The organism is Rhizobium sp. L43, from assembly GCF_002531725.1.
GTDB lineage: Bacteria > Pseudomonadota > Alphaproteobacteria > Rhizobiales > Rhizobiaceae > Rhizobium.
The window spans coordinates 40,962-58,165 of record NZ_NWSQ01000011.1 but is presented as its reverse complement, the minus strand read 5'-3'; the positions used below and the strand labels follow the sequence as shown (position 1 = coordinate 58,165).

The window sequence follows — 17,204 nt, the reverse complement described above, 5'->3', positions numbered from 1 at the left end:
CGGGAAAGGAAAACGCATGGCGAGGAAAACAATGGCGAGGGAAGCAATGGCGAAGGCAACAATCGACAAGGACATCATGGAGATCCTCGGCCCGGTGCTGGGGGAGGAGCTGGCGGCAGCGATCATCGAACATCGCAAGCGCACGCTGAAGCGGCCGCTGACGGCTTACGCAGCCCGGATCCAGGCCAGGGAATATCTGCTGACCGGCGATCCGGCGGGTGCTGCCGAGATGCAGATCTTCCGCGGCTGGCAGGCGATCAAATGCGACTGGTACCTCAAGGAGAAGGCGAGGGAAGCCCAGTCGATCAACAGCAGCACGAGAAGGACGACAGTCGATGCCGCAAGAGATTTCCTCTCCGGTGAAGATCATAGCGGGGATGCTTTCGGGTTTCCCGGCATCAGCAGGCACTGATCCCGACATGCAGATCCGCGCCTATCTCGTCGCCATCGACGGCATCCCGCTGGAGGCTGTCTGGCAGGCCGCCAAACTCTTCATCGCCGGAAAGGTGAAAAGCCATAACCGCGCCTTCGCCCCGAGCTCAGCCAGTTTCGCCGAGCAATGCCGCCGTCAGCAGGCGGCGATCGAAGCGCAGAGCCGCCCGCGCCTTAAGCCGCAACCGGAGACGCCGCAGCCGAAAGTCGCCGCCTACAAGATGCAGCTGCTGCGCGACGCGGCAAACGGCAGCCGCAACGCCAGGCGGGAACTGGCGAAGATGTTTCCCGACAACCCGATCATTGCAGGCGCCGGGCATGAGGAGGCATTGAGGTGAGAGGCCTATTCTGGACCGAAGACAAGATCGTCAGGGCTGAGAAGCTCTGGCAGGAGGGGCTCTCGGCAAGAGAGATCGCCAACCTGTTCGGATCGAAGAAGAACACCGTCATCAACATGGCGCGCCGCAACCGCGACAGGTTCCCCGCACGGCAGGACTTCAGGCCTCCGCTGCCCGAGACCCGCCCGGCGCCGGCGCCGATCCGCCATCCCGACCGGGTCACGCGGGTGACGCTGTCGGGCGCGCATGTGACGATGCCGCGCGTGCCCTCGATCGATGGACCGGCAGAGCCATGAGCAACGTCACCCCACGCGAAACCGAAATCATCGGCTGGATGGCGGCGGGCAAGACCGCCGCCGAGATCGGCACCATTCTCGGCATCTCCCACATCACCGTGAACACGCCCATATCAAACGCCAAGGCGAGACTCGGCGTCTTCAAGGATACGGCGCTGGTCGCCGCCGCACTTCGTAACGGCATCATTCGATAGAAGGACAATCACCATGGGTGGCAAAGCAGCCAAGGCTAGGACACAACGGGCAAACAAGGGTGCCGGCCGGCCGCGCAAGGCAAATGTCGAGCGTTTTCCCTGCGGCAAGATCAAGCCCTTCGAAACCGAGAAGGACAATATCAGCGTCGCGATATCAGCCCGCCGCCGCATCCACGGCTTCGGCCGGACGGTGACCGACGAGACGGTCAAAAGCCCGTTCGCCGGCTATACGCTGGGCCGCATGTTCCTCGACGGCCTGATCACCGCCGAACAGCGCCAGGCCGGCGACGACTATGCCGAGGCAATGGCCCGCTACCACAAGACCACGGGCATCCCGGCCCCGAGCCCGCGGGCGCAATCGCTTTTCGCCGTCAAAGGCCACGAAGGCGAGGTGACCGAGACCCTCGCCGACCGCGCCCGCAAGGCCAGCAACCGCATGATGGCGCTGCAGGGCATCCTGCTGCGCTGCCCTGATGGACCGCAGGTCAGGAGCACGGTCTATAATGTGACGGTGATGGACTACGAACATCTGCGCCAGATGCCGCCGCAGCAATTGCTGTGGCTGCGGCGGGGATTGACGGCGTTGCGTGGCGCGAGGGCTGGGTGATGGGGTAGGCAACGGACGCGAAATTCGCCCATATCCCGTCCGCCATCGCTGTCCTTGCCGCAGAGCTCACCCCACCCTCCGTCGTCCTCGGGCTTGACCCGAGGACCCACCTTGGCCTCCATCAGCAGCGGCCTGGAGACACGGGCGGGAGCGGGGCGAGGGGGCATGCTGCGACATCTGTGACTACAGCCGTCTGCCTTCACAGCAAGGCTTCACGAGGCTGAGAATTTCACCATGACACCGCGCTGCCGAAAGTAGGCCTCCATCCGCTTCCTGCCAGAACGGTTATTCTGCACGAGCCTGGCCGGGTCGAATACGGCCTCTTTCAAACCCGCCCGGGTCAACGCTGCCTTGAGGGCCGCGATATGCACGTCGATGTCGGCGTTGTCCGCCTGGAGCGACTCATAAATGCGGTTTGTTGCATCTGCTACGGTCGGTTCGCTCACGATTACACTCCTGTTGTCGTCTGGCTGGGCTGACCGTATTGGGGTGAAACCTGTTCAGGTCAATGGGTGACAATGGAATGGAAACATTTCCTCCGCTTTCGAAGATGAACCACCAGAAGCAGCCCTGCCGCCGGGTTTGCGTGGAAACATCACTGCCATCCGGAAGCTTCTCGACGACGGATCATCCGGTAGAGGGGGGCATACGGGCTAAACCTTGAATCCACTCCGTCGAGATCTCATCTTCGGGAGAGCATTCCTAATCGCTTTCAAGCGAGGCACACTGCAACAGCCGGTACTGATTCCGTCCTGCGTGCGACCGATGCAAATCGCTTCTCGAACCCTACGAGGTAAGTGTTGACGCAGTTCTTCGAAACAACTCAGGGCATCATGCTAGTCGGAGCGATGATTGGGGCTGGCTGTTTCGCCGCCGGCACGATCATACCGAGCGCACTGCGGTGGACGAGTGCTGAACGCGCGCGGAACCCAAAAGCCAAAGCGCGCAACGCGGCGATGCTGACAGCTCTGGCATTGGACGATTTTGTCGGCGCCGCATACGCTGCCGTTCACGATACGCCTGAGTTCAACCCAGTCAACGAAGGCGAATTCGTCTTCCACACAGCGGATCCGATTCTTGTCCTTCCACGGGCTGAAGATTTGAGCCTCCTGGGCGACGAGCTCTTCCATGAGGCTTTATGGTTATCGAACCGGGTGACGAACCTTGGGAACGCGTTGGATAACCTTGATCTCTCCGGCCCAGGCTTCGACAGCTTTTTCGAGCGGCGCCAGGAGGGTTATGCGGTGATCGCGGCGAAGGCGATGGACCTCATCGAGCGACTGCTTGCCGATTTTGATCTCAGTCTTCCGGAAAAACCTGACTACTACAGGCAGCGCGATGGATTTGCCTCGGCCGTACAAGCTGCTGGCGAACGCAGCAACGGCAGCAAGAAGACCGCAGCGAGGGTTCAGTCCCCTGGTTCCAATGTCACTCAACTCTTTCCGAAGACAGGTGAAGAGTAAACGGTATTCCCTGGCCACGTCTTCGAAGCCTGAGGGCACGCAGGGCGATCTACCATTGCAGGCTCTCGACCATCCCTCGGGACGGACCGGTTTCGGCTTGGCAAGCGACGTCTTCCCCGAACCGGGAAGACCACAAGTGAGGTAGAGCGTGGGGGCGGCTTTGCGATTTGCCCTGTGTGCTTCTTCCTCCGGCCGCCGATCAAGCCGAGAACTGAATTCAAAACAAACGATCGACAGATTGCTCGGTCTCCCAGGTCTTGAGGAAATGCGCTTCCCGCGCGATCCAGCCGACGGTCTCGCTTCCCCATTCCTGGGCCCGGCTTGCATACTCGCCCATCAGCCAGATGTGGCGGACGATCACAAAGCGATGGGCGGCTTCGAAGTCGTCTGGGGTTATCGGCCGGACGGCGCGATAACCGTCGACGAAGGCGTCCCACATGGCGGTCGAACTTCGGCCGAAGGAGACTTGCGCCCACAGGAAGACCGACAAGTCGTAGGCAAGGTATCCCGGACCGCCGTCGTCAAAATCGAAAAATACGGCTTCGCCGGCGTCGTTGATGCGCGCATTGAAGCCGTGGCAATCCCCATGGCAATAGGACCTGGTCAGATCGCTGAAGGCTTCGATCGCCTTTGCGGTTCGTGCCGCGATGGTTTCGAGATCGCTGCGGACCTCCGCGTCCTCCACAATGCCGCTATTGCGTATGCGAGCGAGGGGCCGATGCAGCAGGTGTTCGAGGTCAAGCCGATAGAGCGCGCCGTCCGGCGAGAATGTCTCGGCGGCATTGTGCAGCAGAGCAAGGGTCTTGCCGTTGGCCCGGGCATCGCCGGCATCCGTCGTAGACGGCTGGCGGCCATCGATCGCCTGGAAGAGCACGCCCTCGCGCCCGCCTTCCGGCGCAGATCCCCGAACAAACAAGCTGCCGTCGCGTGTCGGGATGGGTGCTGCGACCGGAACGCCCGATTGCGAAAGATGCGTCAGGAATGCCGTTTCGGTTTTGACGTCGGCTGGACCGCGTGCGCGGCGGTGGGAAAGCCGGAACACATAGCGCTCGCTGTTGCTGCCGACGACGATATACACATCATTCAGGCCACGTTGAAGCAATCGGCAGGAAAGCGGTCCTGCGAGCGGATAGTGATGATTGATGAACTGTTCGACTGCCTCAACCCGAGGCGTTGAATAGAGCGGATCAAAGTCGAGCATAGGGCTGTCCGTAGGGGCTTTGCGAGAGGGCTGCTTCCAGGATTGCAGGGGACGCGTTTTGCAACCCTATCGGCACCTTGCCGACCAGGCCAGCTTTTCTCAGCGGCGCGGAGATCGAATCTTCTCCTCGTGAGGTTGCAATCGCGCACATTAAGGGCGCTCGCCGATCGCGTCCGGATGCGTCGCTGTCCTTGCGCCAGACGTCACCCCACGCTCCGTCCTCCTCGGGCTTGACCCGAGGATCCACTCTCGCCTCCGCCAGCCGTGGGCATGGATTCCAGGCTCAAGGCCTGGAATGACGGAGGGTGGGGACCCTAGGTCCCGTTGCAGCGGGCATTGGAGGCAGCTCCAACCCAGGGCAACCAGTTCCGTGGTGTATAGGTCGGTTAACTTCTGACCGCATAGGCCTTTATGGTACCATTCAGATGCCATGATGATGGAATTGAGTTGGGGAGCCGAGCATTGACACAACCCGCAGACGATAAGATCCGCTTTCAATTCGTCACGCAATGTCCAAGGGATGATGGCTGCGGCGTTTGCGTCTTGCAGATGCTGACGGGCAGACCCTATGGCCAAATTGCCGGCATGATCGATTGGGGCGTTCAGACCAATCATTACACCACGTGGAAAGAACTGTGCGGCGTGCTGCGCGAGTTGGGCTGGCAGACGGGCGGATTGTGCGAAGCCAAGAGCTGGGGCGATGTTCGCGGGGTGGCGGTGGTCCATGTCGAAGGCGACCACTTTATCCTCTACGACGCCGATAACGGCATCTTTTATGATCCCGGGCAAGCGGATGGCCCGGATCTGCACAGCCGCCTCGTTCCTGTGAGCTACCTTCCGGTGCCATATGCGGAGATCGTTGGGGCTGGAAATCCGTAAGGATGCCATCCCGGCCGTTTACCTCTGCACCTTACCAAAATGTATAGTCCGGGCGAGGTCCCGGTGAGATTTCGAGCGCAGGCTTGGCGCCGTCATTGTCAAGCCGAGGCCAGCTCTCATGAATATGCGCGCCACACCTGCCGCCCTTATGCCGGCGATCCATCCGGTCAGCCTGCGGGTCGCCACTTACCTGATCAATCTCGACCGGGCGCCATTGCGCCGGTTTCGCATGGAACGGCTGCTGGCAGATTTCGGCCTTGCCTTCGAACGCGTGGCGGCGGTCGATGGCGCGGTCATCAGCCTGCCGCATCCGGGTTTTGACGAAGCAGCCTATCTCGGCCGGCACGGCCGCCGGCCGAACCCTTTCGAGATCGGCTGTTATCTGAGCCACGTCGAATGCGCCAAGCGCTTCCTTGCCGGCAATGCCGAATTCGCGCTCATTCTCGAAGACGATCTCGATCTCGATGACGATCTGGCTGAGCTGCTCGATGCCGCCCTTGAGCACCATGAGCGCTGGGACATCCTGCGGCTGTCCACCGTTAATTCCGGGAAAAAGCACCGGGTGGAGGCGCTGACGGCGTCGCGCTCGCTTGCCATCGCGCTCACCCGCGAGAAGGGGTCCGGCGCGTATCTCATCAACCGCCGGGCGGCGGAGTGGATCGCCGGTGCGCTTCTGCCGATGCGCCTGCCTTATGATCTCGCCTTCGATCTGGAGTTCGATGAGGGGCTCAAGGCCTGCTTCGTCGATCCGGCGCCGGTCAGCCAAAGGGCGGATCCCTGTTCCCAGATCCAGGCCGGGCTGTCGGCATACCGGCTTGGCCGCCGCCGGCCGTGGAGCGTCCTGCCCTATCGCACGGCGGCTGAAGTGCGCCGGTTTGCCCGCCGCTTCCGCCGTCTCGCCGCCTGGAGGGTGAGCGGCTAGGGCCGCTCCCCCGGGATGAGCGGTTGAGACCGCTCACCTGGGATGAGCGGAAAGGCGATCGAGAGGGTGAGGCCGGGATGATTGTCGGTCATGATGATCTCAGCCGCATGCAGGTCGGCGATCGCCTTGACGAGGCTGAGCCCAAGCCCGCTTCCCGGCGTCGTGCGGCTCTTGTCGAGCCGGTAGAGGCGCCGGAAGACCTTGTCCCTTTCGTCGGCGGGAATGCCGGGGCCGGTATCGGCTACCGAGATGATGGCGCGGCCGTCCCGGCAGCGCAGCGCCACCGTGATATCGGTTCCATCAGGGCAGTGGTTGATCGCGTTTTCCACCAGGTTGGCGATCATCTGCGTCAGCAGATCGCGGTCGCCCCGGATGAGCGCCGGACAGCGCTCCGTGATCCTCAACGACTTCAGCGCGTCTTCGGCGACGTCGACATAGACTTCGGAAATCACCGCCAGCACGGCGTCGATATCGATTGCCTGGAAACGCTCCTTGCGGGCGCCGGCCTCGATCTGCGAAATGCGCAGCAGCGCCTCGAAGGTGGCGTTGATCCGGTCGCTCTCGTTTCTGGCTTCGTCGAGAAGGGCCGACACATCGGCCTGCCGGTCATTTCCGGCCACCGCGGCATCGAGCGTCAGCCGCAGCCTGTTAAGAGGCGTCTTCAGATCATGGGCGATATCGGCGCTCACCTGCCGCATGCTGTCGACCAATGTCTGCAGCCGTTCCAGCGCCGCGTTGATCTGGATCGCCACCGTGTCGAGATCGTCGCCGTTGCCGCTGATCGGAATGCGGGCGTCGAGCGCGCCTTGGGCGACGTCGTTCATGGTCAGCGCCACCCTGTCCAGCCGCGCCTGGGCGCGAACGGCGAGAAAGACGCCGCCGCCGATCGCGGTCGCGACGACGATCGCCGCCGCCCATTCGAGGCTCACCTGCACGATCCGCAGCATCTCGTCGACATCGTTGAAGTTTTCGGCGACCACCAGGCTGTAGGGGCCGATCGTCGACACCTGCATCCGGTAGCGTTCATGCCCCTTCAGCCCGACGTCGCCTGAAGTGACGGTATGGACGCCGTTCGGGATGCGCGGTGCGGCGAAATTGCCGGCGAGTTTCCTGCCGGCCTGGTCGGTCAGCGAATAAAGCCCGTCGGAGGTCGACTGGAAGCTCGCATAATTGTTCAGCGTGTTGATCAGATCCCCGGTGTCACCGGGCTCGTAGGTCGAGACGATGAGTGAATTCATCTCGGTGAGCGACTGTTCGAGATCACGGCCGAGGCCGAGGCGCAGCATGTGATAGATGATCGCGCCGCTCAGGATGAAGGTGACAACGAAGAGCACGCCGAAGGTGACGGCAAGCCGGAACGGCGTGCTCCTGCGCAGGCTCGAGCATGATGCCGAAAAGTGTGCGCGGTTTTCGGACGACATCATGCTCTTACTCTTTAAATTGCGAACAGGATTTGAGATTTTCAGGCCGCTGGGCCTGAAATCATCCTGTTCGAGGCGCATGCAGGCTGTATCCGGTGTTGCGGACCGTGTGCAGAAGCTGGATCTGGAACGGCTTGTCGACCTTGGCCCTGAGGCGGCTGATATGGGTCTCGACGACGCTGGTCTTCGGATCGAAGTGGAAATCCCAGACCCGCTCCAGCAGCATCGTCTTGGTGATGACCCGGCCTTCACCGCGCATCAGCACCTCGAGCAGGGTGAATTCGCGCGGCTGCAGCTCGATTGCCTGCCCGGCGCGGCGGGCCTCCCGCCGGATCAGATCGAGCTCGAGATCGGCAACCTTCAGCACCGTCTTCTGCTCCTGCACCGGCGGCCGCCGGCCAAGCGCATTGACCCGCGCCATCAGCTCGGAAAAGGCAAAGGGCTTGACGAGATAATCATCGCCGCCCGCCTCCAGCCCCTCGACCCGATCGTCGACGCCGCCGACCGACGTCAGGAACAGCGCCGGCGTGCCGACCTTGGCAGCCCTAAGTGAACGCACGATCGCCAGCCCGTCGAGGCCCGGCAGCATGCGATCGACGACGACGACGTCATAGGCTTCGCGCTGCGCCTGAAACAGCCCGTCGCGGCCGTCGCCGATGACGTCACAGACATGGCCTGCCTCGGAAAAACCCTTGGCGATATAATCGGACGTCTTGGTATCGTCCTCGATAAGCAGGATTCGCATCAGCCCGATCGTTCCCGGCATGCCTGGGGATGAGATCTAGCCGAGAAGACGGCTTGGCTACAACTTACGGATTCGTAAGGTGACGGGCGGGGGGAGTGGCTTCAGGCGCAACCGTGTCGCCACCCTACCTCGTCCTTCGAGGCTCCGGCCTTTGGCCTGCGCACCTCAGGATGAGGGCTGGTCGTGGTGCTTGGCTCGGGCTACCGGCGCATCTTGCCGCTGCGCTTAAACCGGTCTGCGGCTCAGCGCTTGTATTCGGGCTCGCTGCGATCAAGCGTGCGCTTCACGGACTCCAGATGGAGCCGGGCCGACTCCGGGTCGCCTTCGCGCATTTGCCGGTACGCCGCTTCGGCGATCTCAGGCGCGACGGCAAGGACTTCGCGTCCGGTCGACAGGGCGAGCGTCTGCACTTCGCAGGCGCGCTCGAGGTAATAGAGGTCGTCCCAGGCCTCGGCGATATTGGGTGCGCAGACCATCACGCCGTGGTGCTTCATGAAGACGATGTCGGCATCCCCGATCGCGGCCGCGATCCGATCGCCCTCGCGCGCGTCGAGCGCCAGGCCGTTATAGTTGCGGTCGACGGCCGTGCGTCCATAGAATTTCAAGGCGGTCTGCCCGGCAAAGATGAGCGGATCGCCCTCCGTCATCGAAAGGGCGGTGGCATAGGGCATATGGGTGTGGAACGCCGCCTTGGCGCGCGGAATGTTCTTGTGAATCCTGGCATGGATGTAAAAAGCGGTGGCCTCGGGCTGCCCGCTGCCCGACACCACGTTGCCGTGAAAATCGCAGATCAACAGCATCGAGGCCGTCAGTTCGGCAAACGCGTAGCCGTACGGGTTGACGATGAACAGGTCGTCATAGCCGGGAACGACGGCCGAGAAGTGGTTGCAGATCCCTTCCTCCATGCCGAGCCTTGCCGCCATCCGGAAGCAGGCCGCAAGATCGACGCGGGCCTGCCAGATATCGTCCGTATCGAGTTTGGGCTGGTTGGGGCCGCCGGCGGGCGACGGGGCTGTATTGAGGGAGTGCGCCATGGGTTCGTTTCAGATCGGTGTCGAAGGAGAGGGTGGCTATGTTCTGGATTACGCCCGGATCAGACTCGCATCAAGCCGGCTGGAGACAAACATGGTTCGCTTCATTTGCATATTTTACCCGCGCCGGTCTTCCATCAGCAGTGGGCATGGATCCCAGGCTCGAGGCCTGGGATGACGGAGGGTGGGGAGGCGCTTTCCGCCAAACTCCCCGTCGGCGCAGCGGATGGCGGATCGTCTTAGCCCGCGGCTCGACCCGAAGGGTGTCGAAAAACACTTTAGCTTAGCAGCCAGTCTTATTCCGGATCGACAGCAGATGAGCCATTGCATCCGTAATCGCGTGGTCGTCGTAGGGTTTCGAGAAGATCCTGCTTCCCGTGGGGAGATCGCTTTCTTTGAGGATTGCTGCACCGGAGGCAACGATCAGCCTGACAGGCGGCCATCGATCCCTGATGTAATGGGATAGCTTGATGCCGTCCATCGTGCCAGGCATCTGAACATCCGTGAAAACCAGATCGACGTCGTCTCGGGATTGAAGGATGCCGATTGCCTCGTCCGCATCGCACGCCTCCAGCGCTTCGTATCCCGCAGACAGCACCAGATCGACCGCATCCATCCGAATGATCGTGCTGTCTTCGACGACCAGGACGACCGCCTTGCCATTTTTCATCGCTCATTCGGTCAAATTGGAGTGTGAACCTCGCGGGCTCCAATGGGATAGCGAGTAGGAAGCCATTCGGTTCCTAAGCGGCCGTAGAAATGTCGCGGGAACCGGCGCTTTCCCGGTGGTTGATGGTGACGGCGGTGCCGGGACCCGCATCGCTCAACTGAATGTCGCCATTCAGGCTCTTTGCGAGCGCCTCCACAATGCCGGTCCCCAGTCCCGCCTTTGGTGCATCGCGACCCGCGGGCATGCCGATGCCGTTGTCAGTGACAGACAGAGTCCAGTCCTTGCCGGATGAGTGGTAGTCGATGACGATTGCGCCCGGTCGTTCATCGGGAAAGGCGTGCTTGAGGGCGTTGATGACAAGCTCGGTCACAACAAGCCCCAGGCGAACGGAAACGTCCGCTTCCACGGCGCTATCGTCGACCGTCACCTGAATCGAAAGCCTGTCAGGATCAGCGATCATCGATGCACCGAGGCTTTGGCAAAGCTGAGTGAAATAGGCATGGAGTTCAACCTTGCCGCCGTTGGACGTAGAGAGTTGCCGCTGCAGGGCCGCAATCGACATGACCCGGTGATGGGCGTTGTGGAGATGCCCGCGCGCTTCCTCCGACTGGACCCGGCGGGCGCTCTGCATGAGAACGCTGGCAATGATCTGGAGGCTGTTTGCCACCCTGTGCTGGACCTCCTGCAGCAGGATCGCATTATCGCGAACGAGATCATCTTTCAGCCGAGCCTCGGCGCGCATATCGGTCACGTCGGTGATGGCGAGAAGCAGGCGAATATGATCGATGTCGCCGTCATCGAGCCTGCGTGCATTGACGACCAGCTGCCGTGTTTTCTGGTTTGGCCGGTGAAAGTCGATTTCGTAAGCCTCGATGGTGGCACTTCCTGAGGCAGTGGCCGTCAGCAGTGACGCAAGCTTGGGCATTGCCCATTCGCCGTTTCCAATTTCGCTGAGGCTTTGGCCGCAAACTGTCTTGGGGTCGATGTCGAAGGCTCGGCAGAAGGATGCGCTCGCCGCGATGACCTTCAGGTCGTCGGATAGGAAAAGCAGCGGTTCATTGGATGATACCACCACGGCAAGAGTGCTCGCCGCTTCGAAATGCGCTGTGGGTGTCTTTTGCATGGAGAGGCCCTCAAGGGCCGGAGACTTACGGAGCAAGTCATCACTCGGCAACAATGCCAACCGGCCGAAAGGCTCGGCTGGACAAAGACACTATAACACGCGCGACGCGCAATCTCTTCATATTAAATTTCCCGGCTGCCATGTCGACGCGATGAGCCGATGATGACGAATATTCATAGTCTGGAACGAGGCCATCGAGCAGGAAGCCGAAGCCTTTGCGGAAAGCGCCGTCCCACCAACAGCGGATGCGAGCGTTCGATTGTCGGGCAGTGTTGGCTACGTGAAGCTCGTCGTGCACTTTCGCCTCCCTCGGCAATCTCCGAACGGGTTTTGTCCACGGCGGATCCCAAGCACCGACCGGTGCGGGAGATCAACGCCTCAACCCTCCTCGCCAGATGCGAGGAGGGTTGGTTTCAAGGCCGGTTAGATCGTCCGCCGATAGCGGTCGCGCTCTTGCGCGATCTGCTCAGGGGCATATGGATCGAGCGTGTCGTCGAACCGGGTCCATCCCTGCTCGTTATAGGCACGCCGACGTTCGACCGGGTCGACCCAGTTTGAACCCTGGAGGATAGCCTGCGCCTCGGCGGCGCGGGCGTCGTCGACCTTGGCCGTGACCAAGCTACCACCGCGGCGGACACCTTCGGCATAGAGGTGAGCATCATCTTCCGAGACGCCGGAGTCGGTGAGGGCACCGATCAGCCCCCCGGCAGCCCCGCCCGCAACGGCGCCGGCGACAGCCCCGGCCGCGGTCGCGGCAAGCCAGCCTGCGGCAACCACCGGTCCGACACCAGGAATGGCCATCAGGCCCAGTCCAGTGAGCAGGCCGCCAGCGCCACCGACGGCAGCGCCGATACCAGCGCCCGTCGCGGCATCCTCGCCAACGTCATTGTCGCGATCGATGCGGCCAGCCTTGTTGGAGACGATACTGATGTCGTTTGAGGGAATGCCTGCCGCTTCCAATTTGCTGACGGCGGAGCGAGCATCCGAGTAGTCATCGAAAAGTCCGGTTACAGTTCTCATCATGCTTCTCCTTGGGTTACTTGGCGACGATGTTGCCTTGATAATCGAGGGCGATGGCGACGGCTTTGCCGTCCTTCATGCCGGTGGCCATCCAGATCCCCTTGTCATCGAGCTTGAGACCCTTGACGTCGGTGTAGCCCGCATCCGCGATGCGATCCTTCGCCTGAGCTTCGGTAAAGCTGTTGGCGCCCTCCACGGGCGCAGTCGGATTTTTGGTGTCCGGCGTTGCAATCGCAGGTGTATTTCCATCCGGAGATGGAGCCGGCTTTGTTTGAGCAAAGGCTGCAACGGCTGATGCGCCGAGAATTGCCGCCGCGACGATGATCTTCTTCATATATGTTTCCTCCATTTTGCGGATCAAGTGACAGATCCATGCGGCGAGAACCCGCAGAGGAGATCTTTGTTCCCATTGCAGCAAGGAAGCATGCAATTGATTTTTCTGAATATATGGCACAGAGGCGTTCCGTCGGACGACTCTCCTTGATTTCGAGGCAAAGCGAGCGGACAACGAGGCGTGCGGGACAAATCGATACCGGGCAAGGCAAAAGAACCTCTCACGGCGAGTCCGATTTTTTTAACGCCTAAAGTTGTACTTCAGGCGCGAATTTCGTCTCGGCCAGCCGACGTTCCACATATGGCGCGCCGGCTCTGAGTATCGGCGACACTCTGAAAATCAGTGCAAGAAAGAGGACTTCGCCTCGCGGTCGACGAGTCTTTCCACCGTGCCGATAAGGCGCGCTGCACGCCGCAGAACTTCGATTCCGTCATCATTGACGGCGATATCGTCGCTCATCCGGTCTATGCAACGAGCAACCTCCATGAGTTTCGTTGCAAGATCCGCGTGGCGGACCCGTTCAGCGGTTCGCGAAAGCCGGCGGAGACACTCCGAGTATCTCGATGCGAGGACGAGCCTGTTCGTCACTGTGTCGACTTCGGGAATGGAAGACGACTGCAAGGTCTTTTGCCGCATGATCCTGTCTCCCTATTCTATGATTGATTTGGGCGGCCTCTCCCACCTCGTCACGCCGAAATCCTCGCGAGTCCCATCCAGTGTCTTCAGGGCTGACAGAATGTCCCGACAATGGATCGGGCAAGCGAAGCCGGGAGGGTGACGGAGTTCAGGATTGGATTCGACCGCGTGCAGGTCAGACGCCCACGATGCGAGGATCCTCCGCTTTTCGGCGGTCGTTATCCCGCCCGAAGCGAGCACCTCTTCCGGGTCCGAAAAATGCTTATGGGGATGCAGGACTTGCACGGCCGAGATGGCATCGACGACGTTGTGAGGGCTAGCTGAATTCGTGGTTTTGATCGTCATCTTCGATCTCCTAAAAACTTCCAACGGGTGAAGAAAATCTCCAGGTGCCCAAGAGATTGTTTCAACCTTTTCAGCGTTCAAGAGGTTAAGCGGGCAGGCCTTAAAAATTTTTCCGACTCCCCTTGAAACGCAAAAACCGGAAAACCAAATCGATGTTCGCCGGCAGCCCAAAGGGAGCCGGAAAGCCGGGGACGCTGTTTCCGACGCGTCTCCTATCCAACTCGCTTTACGGAGGATTTGGTTATGAGAAATGAGTTCGACTTCGCACCGCTCTATCGGTCCAGCATCGGCTTCGACCGCGTCTTCAATCTTCTCAACAATCCGCAGCGTCTGCAGGCCATCGAGACCTGGCCGCCCTACGACATCGTCAAATCAGGCGAGGACGACTACCGCATCCAGATGGCGGTGGCGGGTTTTGCCGACAGTGACCTCGACATCACCCAGGAACGCAATGTGCTGATCGTGAAGGGACAGAAGAACGAGGACAAGGAGGGCGAATATCTGCATCGCGGCATCGCCGGTCGTTCCTTCGAACGCCGATTCGAGCTTGCCGACCACGTCCGGGTCGAAAACGCCTCGCTGACGAACGGTCTTCTGACAGTTGATCTGAAGCGCGAGATCCCGGAAGCGATGAAGCCTCGCAAGATCGCCATCGGCAATTCGACAAGCGGCCAGACGCCGCTGCAAATCGAAGGCGATAAGCAGGTGGCATAAGGTTACTGCAGGGGAAGTCCGGCGCCGTCGAGCGGCGCCGGCTCTTGGACGCAATGAAAACAACGAACGTTCGGAAATCACCAGCATTCGACGGGCGCGATCTTGCCGCGTGCCAGCCGGTCTTCGACACCCTGCTGCGCGAGGCCGGAGTGACGAAACAGTCGGAGGAGGCCGCCCGGATGGCAGCGATTGTCGTCGAACTTTACCGGCAAGGCGTCCGCGACCCTGAGTATCTTCGTTTGATGGTGGAAGGCGCCCGCGGGCTCTTCAAGCAAGCGAAGACAGGCGACCTCGCTGCATAGTTTCGGTTAGGATTTGTGTCGCTGCGCAAATTACGGCGCGATCGTTGTCGGCAACTCCTGTCTCATCGTTGGTGAAGCTGCCTAAAGTCGGTGCAATTGCTTCCGGCCCGACGACGCCAAGCGCCTCCGGTCAGTGCCGACGTTTCCATCCAGTTATAGAAGAGCGCGGTGATGCTTGGCTTGGTTGCTCGCGGGCTTGCCTATCTCTCAAACCGAATTATTCGTCCGCGTCGGAATAGGTCTTGTATTGCAGCTTCTCGAGCGACGCATCCAGCCTGAGGATGAGCCCCGTCGGCGCGTAGTCAACAACGACCTCTCCGAACGAACTGAGGCTGGAGTTGATCAGCCGGCACCCGAACCCCTTCTTGCTCGGAGCTTCCACCGCGGGGCCTCCGAGCTCCCGCCAACTGAAGTTCAGGCGCTTGTCGCCCGACGCTTCGCGCACGGACCACTCGATTTCGATGGACCCGGTATCTTGCGACAGGGCGCCATATTTGTTGGCGTTGGTGACAAGTTCGTGCAGCACGAGGGAGAAGGAAAGCGCCGCCTGGGGGCCCAATTCAATCACAGGACCGCTCGCTTTGAAGCGTTCGGACGTCTCAAGTCCGAGATTAATCGCCGTCGCCTCGACAATCGTCGCCATTGTCGTGCCCAGCCAATTCTGCTGCAGCAAAATGTCGTGTGCTTTCGAATAGGCATTGATGCGGGCCGCGATCGCCTGTTCTGCGTCCTCCATGGAGCTGGCGTTTCGGAAGGATTGAGTGGTGATGGCCTGAACGACGGCCAGCGTATTCTTGATGCGGTGAGAGAGTTCATGCATCAGAACCCGCTGTCGCTCCTCGTTCTCCCTCTGCTCGGTCTGATCCCTGAGTATCTTCACGAAGCCCTCGACTTCGCCGTCGTCCGACGTCAATGCCATCATCTGGCCCGAGGCCCAGAACAACGAGCCATCTCTGCGAACATGCCAGCGCTCATCGCTGCCATGACCTTCGGCCAACGCGGCGGCCATCTCCCGTTCAAGAACCCCCGCCTGCAGGTCTTCCTGCGTGAAGATGACCGCTGCGGGCTTGCCGATGATCTCGGCCTCATCCCATCCGAGGATCCGTCGTGCGCCCTCATTCCACGTGGTCACCAGGCCATTCAGATCCGTCGAGATGATCGCATACTCGATCGCGCTCTGGAGAATGGCTTCGAGAAAGCGCTCTCGCGAGCGGCTGGAATTGGAAAAGAGTTTCATGATCATGTGATTGCGCCTGATCCTTTCAGGGCCTGACCGCCGGAAAGGGCCTCGTCCTATTTCTATACCGGACGCCGTCGCGTTGGCAAAGGTCGCAGCCGTGACACGTTGTCCGGCAAACCCCGGACGAGCCGCGTCGTAAGCCATATGCGCGGCCAGTCGGAAACAAAGGAACGCGAGCCGCGTTAGTGGGCGACGTCACATTGAGCGTGGAAGCATGACAAGCCATTCAACGAACAAACTCCACGGGGATTTACCTTCCGCATCATCGAAGACGGCCGCCGCCGATCGGAAGGAGTTGGCGGCGATCGCCTTTGAACGCACCAGAATGCCGATGGTCGTCACCGACGCGCGCACGCTGGATCTGCCGATCGTGCTTGCAAACAAGGCGTTTCTGGAACTGACGGGCTACGCCGCCGAAGAGGTGCTTGGCCGCAACTGTCGTTTCCTCCAAGGGCCCGCTACATCTCCCATTGCCGTCGCGGAGATTCGTGCCGGCATCGCCGACGAGCGCGAGGCGAATGTCGAGATCCTCAACTACAAGAAAAACGGGGAGCCGTTCTGGAATCGGCTGCACCTAAGTCCAGTGCATGGGGATGATGGACAGATCCTGTATTTCTTCGGATCTCAAATCGACATGACGGAGTTTCGTCGCGTCGAAGCCCTGGAGGCCTCCGAGAACCGCCTGCTGAGGGAAGTCGACCACCGCGCGAAGAATGTCCTTGCGATCGTCGACAGCATCGTCCGCCTCAGCAATGCTGATGACCCGTTGCTTTATGCCGCCGCTATCCAACACCGCGTGCAGGCGCTCGCCCGTGCCCATGCCTTGCTTGCCGAGCGAAGATGGACAAGCATTTCGGTCGAGGAACTCATCCGCCAGCAGGTGACGCCGTTTGCAGCCCGCGCTTCATTTAGCGGGCCGGACATCAGGCTGCCTGCGTCGATTGTCCAGCCACTTGCGCTGGTTCTCCACGAACTCGCTGTCAACGCGGCCCTTCATGGCGCCATTGCCGTTGCGGAAGGCAGACTTTCGATCAGTTGGAATCCAGGACCGTCGGGCGCCGGCCTTAACATCCGGTGGCAGGAGGTGGGCGCCCGCACGCCGGCTAAATCGGCAAAACGAGGTTTTGGTACCGTGATCGTCGGTGCAATGGTCGAAAAACAGCTTAAGGGGCGCCTTGAGAGAAACTGGGTGGATGAAGGCCTGCTTATTGATATTGAAATCCCGCCTGCAGGTTCGACCTACGTGTAACGGCCCTTTGGCGCACCCGAAGTTCAAGACTCCTCCATCGCA

At 60.8% G+C, this 17,204-nt stretch carries 23 protein-coding genes and 1 pseudogene; 11 read left to right on the top strand and 13 right to left on the bottom strand.

All coding sequences use genetic code 11. The features are described from left to right. Positions 1-46: 46 nt before the first annotated feature. From CO667_RS15930 to CO667_RS15910, 5 genes are read left to right on the top strand one after another with little or no spacing between them, the layout of a single operon-like run. A complete protein-coding gene (locus CO667_RS15930; protein WP_097619288.1) occupies positions 47-412 on the top strand; it encodes a hypothetical protein in 366 nt (121 codons plus the stop codon). Beyond that, entirely contained in the window at positions 378-770 is a 393-nt protein-coding gene (locus tag CO667_RS15925) for a hypothetical protein (protein ID WP_097619287.1), read from the top strand. Before CO667_RS15930 ends, CO667_RS15925 begins: the two co-directional genes overlap by 35 nt. After that, on the top strand, positions 767-1,066 hold the full coding sequence (locus CO667_RS15920) for a GcrA family cell cycle regulator (RefSeq protein WP_097619286.1): 300 nt from the start codon (positions 767-769) through the stop codon (positions 1,064-1,066). Before CO667_RS15925 ends, CO667_RS15920 begins: the two co-directional genes overlap by 4 nt. Continuing rightward, complete coding sequence (locus tag CO667_RS15915) at positions 1,063-1,260, top strand: helix-turn-helix domain-containing protein (protein WP_097619285.1); 198 nt, start codon at positions 1,063-1,065, stop codon at positions 1,258-1,260. The genes CO667_RS15920 and CO667_RS15915 overlap by 4 nt, the downstream gene beginning before the upstream one ends. Before the next feature lie 13 nt (positions 1,261-1,273). Further along, on the top strand, positions 1,274-1,867 hold the full coding sequence (locus CO667_RS15910) for a hypothetical protein (protein ID WP_097619284.1): 594 nt from the start codon (positions 1,274-1,276) through the stop codon (positions 1,865-1,867). 212 nt (positions 1,868-2,079) lie between these two features. Here the strand turns inward: CO667_RS15910 and CO667_RS15905 are convergent, their stop codons facing one another. Beyond that, on the bottom strand, positions 2,080-2,316 hold the full coding sequence (locus CO667_RS15905) for a hypothetical protein (RefSeq protein ID WP_027685648.1): 237 nt from the start codon (positions 2,314-2,316) through the stop codon (positions 2,080-2,082). Between the two features lie 351 nt (positions 2,317-2,667). On the opposite strand from CO667_RS15905, the gene CO667_RS15900 reads away from it, so the two are divergent. Continuing rightward, a complete protein-coding gene (locus CO667_RS15900; RefSeq protein ID WP_097619283.1) occupies positions 2,668-3,330 on the top strand; it encodes a hypothetical protein in 663 nt (220 codons plus the stop codon). Positions 3,331-3,382: 52 nt separating this feature from the next. On the opposite strand, the pseudogene CO667_RS35895 reads toward CO667_RS15900, so the two are convergent. Together CO667_RS35895 and CO667_RS15895 are read right to left on the bottom strand one after the other, a co-directional pair. Continuing rightward, positions 3,383-3,483 (bottom strand): annotated as a pseudogene (locus tag CO667_RS35895) (kinase); the annotation flags it as partial. Between the two features lie 64 nt (positions 3,484-3,547). Then, positions 3,548-4,531 (bottom strand): phosphotransferase, encoded by a 984-nt coding sequence (locus CO667_RS15895; RefSeq protein ID WP_097619282.1) that lies wholly within the window; start codon positions 4,529-4,531, stop codon positions 3,548-3,550. Between the two features lie 462 nt (positions 4,532-4,993). Between CO667_RS15895 and CO667_RS15890 the strand changes: the two genes are divergently transcribed. Beyond that, positions 4,994-5,410, top strand: coding sequence for a hypothetical protein (locus CO667_RS15890; protein ID WP_245433142.1), 417 nt, complete (start codon positions 4,994-4,996; stop codon positions 5,408-5,410). A 118-nt stretch (positions 5,411-5,528) separates the two neighbouring features. Further along, positions 5,529-6,332, top strand: coding sequence for a glycosyltransferase family 25 protein (locus tag CO667_RS15885; RefSeq protein ID WP_097619280.1), 804 nt, complete (start codon positions 5,529-5,531; stop codon positions 6,330-6,332). On the opposite strand, the gene CO667_RS15880 is transcribed toward CO667_RS15885, so the two are convergent. The 9 genes from CO667_RS15880 to CO667_RS15840 form a co-directional block, all read right to left on the bottom strand. After that, positions 6,329-7,756, bottom strand: coding sequence for a HAMP domain-containing sensor histidine kinase (locus CO667_RS15880; protein ID WP_179874156.1), 1,428 nt, complete (start codon positions 7,754-7,756; stop codon positions 6,329-6,331). The genes CO667_RS15885 and CO667_RS15880 overlap by 4 nt on opposite strands. Positions 7,757-7,814: 58 nt before the next feature. Further along, entirely contained in the window at positions 7,815-8,498 is a 684-nt protein-coding gene (locus CO667_RS15875) for a winged helix-turn-helix domain-containing protein (RefSeq protein ID WP_097619433.1), read from the bottom strand. A gap of 242 nt (positions 8,499-8,740) precedes the next feature. Further along, on the bottom strand, positions 8,741-9,532 hold the full coding sequence (locus CO667_RS15870) for an aldolase (protein WP_097619279.1): 792 nt from the start codon (positions 9,530-9,532) through the stop codon (positions 8,741-8,743). Positions 9,533-9,812: 280 nt separating this feature from the next. Next, positions 9,813-10,199: a response regulator gene (locus tag CO667_RS15865; RefSeq protein WP_097619278.1), complete on the bottom strand. Its 387-nt coding sequence runs from the start codon at positions 10,197-10,199 to the stop codon at positions 9,813-9,815. 73 nt (positions 10,200-10,272) lie between these two features. Continuing rightward, entirely contained in the window at positions 10,273-11,322 is a 1,050-nt protein-coding gene (locus CO667_RS15860) for a PAS domain-containing sensor histidine kinase (protein ID WP_097619277.1), read from the bottom strand. A gap of 40 nt (positions 11,323-11,362) precedes the next feature. Beyond that, complete coding sequence (locus CO667_RS35420; protein WP_179874155.1) at positions 11,363-11,620, bottom strand: hypothetical protein; 258 nt, start codon at positions 11,618-11,620, stop codon at positions 11,363-11,365. A gap of 125 nt (positions 11,621-11,745) precedes the next feature. Next, entirely contained in the window at positions 11,746-12,342 is a 597-nt protein-coding gene (locus CO667_RS15855; RefSeq protein ID WP_097619276.1) for a general stress protein, read from the bottom strand. A gap of 16 nt (positions 12,343-12,358) precedes the next feature. Further along, positions 12,359-12,676: a hypothetical protein gene (locus CO667_RS15850; RefSeq protein ID WP_097619275.1), complete on the bottom strand. Its 318-nt coding sequence runs from the start codon at positions 12,674-12,676 to the stop codon at positions 12,359-12,361. Positions 12,677-13,324: 648 nt separating this feature from the next. Continuing rightward, positions 13,325-13,657: a hypothetical protein gene (locus CO667_RS15840; protein WP_097619273.1), complete on the bottom strand. Its 333-nt coding sequence runs from the start codon at positions 13,655-13,657 to the stop codon at positions 13,325-13,327. A gap of 243 nt (positions 13,658-13,900) precedes the next feature. Between CO667_RS15840 and CO667_RS15835 the strand changes: the two genes are divergently transcribed. Beyond that, positions 13,901-14,371, top strand: coding sequence for an Hsp20 family protein (locus CO667_RS15835; protein WP_097619272.1), 471 nt, complete (start codon positions 13,901-13,903; stop codon positions 14,369-14,371). A gap of 53 nt (positions 14,372-14,424) precedes the next feature. Further along, positions 14,425-14,673 carry a hypothetical protein gene (locus CO667_RS15830; protein ID WP_097619432.1) on the top strand — a complete coding sequence of 83 codons (249 nt, stop codon included), beginning with the start codon at positions 14,425-14,427 and terminating at the stop codon, positions 14,671-14,673. Positions 14,674-14,890: 217 nt separating this feature from the next. Here CO667_RS15830 and CO667_RS15825 read toward each other — a convergent pair whose 3' ends face one another. Further along, the gene (locus CO667_RS15825; RefSeq protein ID WP_097619271.1) at positions 14,891-15,916 is read right to left on the bottom strand and encodes an HWE histidine kinase domain-containing protein; all 1,026 of its coding nucleotides are present in this window, start codon (positions 15,914-15,916) and stop codon (positions 14,891-14,893) included. 211 nt (positions 15,917-16,127) lie between these two features. Between CO667_RS15825 and CO667_RS15820 the strand changes: the two genes are divergently transcribed. Continuing rightward, on the top strand, positions 16,128-17,162 hold the full coding sequence (locus CO667_RS15820) for a PAS domain-containing protein (RefSeq protein ID WP_097619270.1): 1,035 nt from the start codon (positions 16,128-16,130) through the stop codon (positions 17,160-17,162). Positions 17,163-17,204: the final 42 nt, after the last annotated feature.

What these genes read in the sequence shown, in the direction of transcription:
- CO667_RS15930 (WP_097619288.1), top strand. Translation starts at nt 47, where the DNA reads ATGGCGAAGGCAACAATCGACAAGGACATCATGGAGATCCTCGGCCCG.
- CO667_RS15925 (WP_097619287.1), top strand. Translation starts at nt 378, where the DNA reads ATGCTTTCGGGTTTCCCGGCATCAGCAGGCACTGATCCCGACATGCAG.
- CO667_RS15915 (WP_097619285.1), top strand. Translation starts at nt 1,063, where the DNA reads ATGAGCAACGTCACCCCACGCGAAACCGAAATCATCGGCTGGATGGCG.
- CO667_RS15910 (WP_097619284.1), top strand. Translation starts at nt 1,274, where the DNA reads ATGGGTGGCAAAGCAGCCAAGGCTAGGACACAACGGGCAAACAAGGGT.
- CO667_RS15895 (WP_097619282.1), bottom strand. Translation starts at nt 4,531, where the DNA reads ATGCTCGACTTTGATCCGCTCTATTCAACGCCTCGGGTTGAGGCAGTC.
- CO667_RS15885 (WP_097619280.1), top strand. Translation starts at nt 5,529, where the DNA reads ATGAATATGCGCGCCACACCTGCCGCCCTTATGCCGGCGATCCATCCG.
- CO667_RS15880 (WP_179874156.1), bottom strand. Translation starts at nt 7,756, where the DNA reads ATGATGTCGTCCGAAAACCGCGCACACTTTTCGGCATCATGCTCGAGC.
- CO667_RS15875 (WP_097619433.1), bottom strand. Translation starts at nt 8,498, where the DNA reads ATGCGAATCCTGCTTATCGAGGACGATACCAAGACGTCCGATTATATC.
- CO667_RS15870 (WP_097619279.1), bottom strand. Translation starts at nt 9,532, where the DNA reads ATGGCGCACTCCCTCAATACAGCCCCGTCGCCCGCCGGCGGCCCCAAC.
- CO667_RS15865 (WP_097619278.1), bottom strand. Translation starts at nt 10,199, where the DNA reads ATGAAAAATGGCAAGGCGGTCGTCCTGGTCGTCGAAGACAGCACGATC.
- CO667_RS15860 (WP_097619277.1), bottom strand. Translation starts at nt 11,322, where the DNA reads ATGCAAAAGACACCCACAGCGCATTTCGAAGCGGCGAGCACTCTTGCC.
- CO667_RS15855 (WP_097619276.1), bottom strand. Translation starts at nt 12,342, where the DNA reads ATGAGAACTGTAACCGGACTTTTCGATGACTACTCGGATGCTCGCTCC.
- CO667_RS15850 (WP_097619275.1), bottom strand. Translation starts at nt 12,676, where the DNA reads ATGAAGAAGATCATCGTCGCGGCGGCAATTCTCGGCGCATCAGCCGTT.
- CO667_RS15840 (WP_097619273.1), bottom strand. Translation starts at nt 13,657, where the DNA reads ATGACGATCAAAACCACGAATTCAGCTAGCCCTCACAACGTCGTCGAT.
- CO667_RS15835 (WP_097619272.1), top strand. Translation starts at nt 13,901, where the DNA reads ATGAGAAATGAGTTCGACTTCGCACCGCTCTATCGGTCCAGCATCGGC.
- CO667_RS15830 (WP_097619432.1), top strand. Translation starts at nt 14,425, where the DNA reads ATGAAAACAACGAACGTTCGGAAATCACCAGCATTCGACGGGCGCGAT.
- CO667_RS15825 (WP_097619271.1), bottom strand. Translation starts at nt 15,916, where the DNA reads ATGATCATGAAACTCTTTTCCAATTCCAGCCGCTCGCGAGAGCGCTTT.
- CO667_RS15820 (WP_097619270.1), top strand. Translation starts at nt 16,128, where the DNA reads ATGACAAGCCATTCAACGAACAAACTCCACGGGGATTTACCTTCCGCA.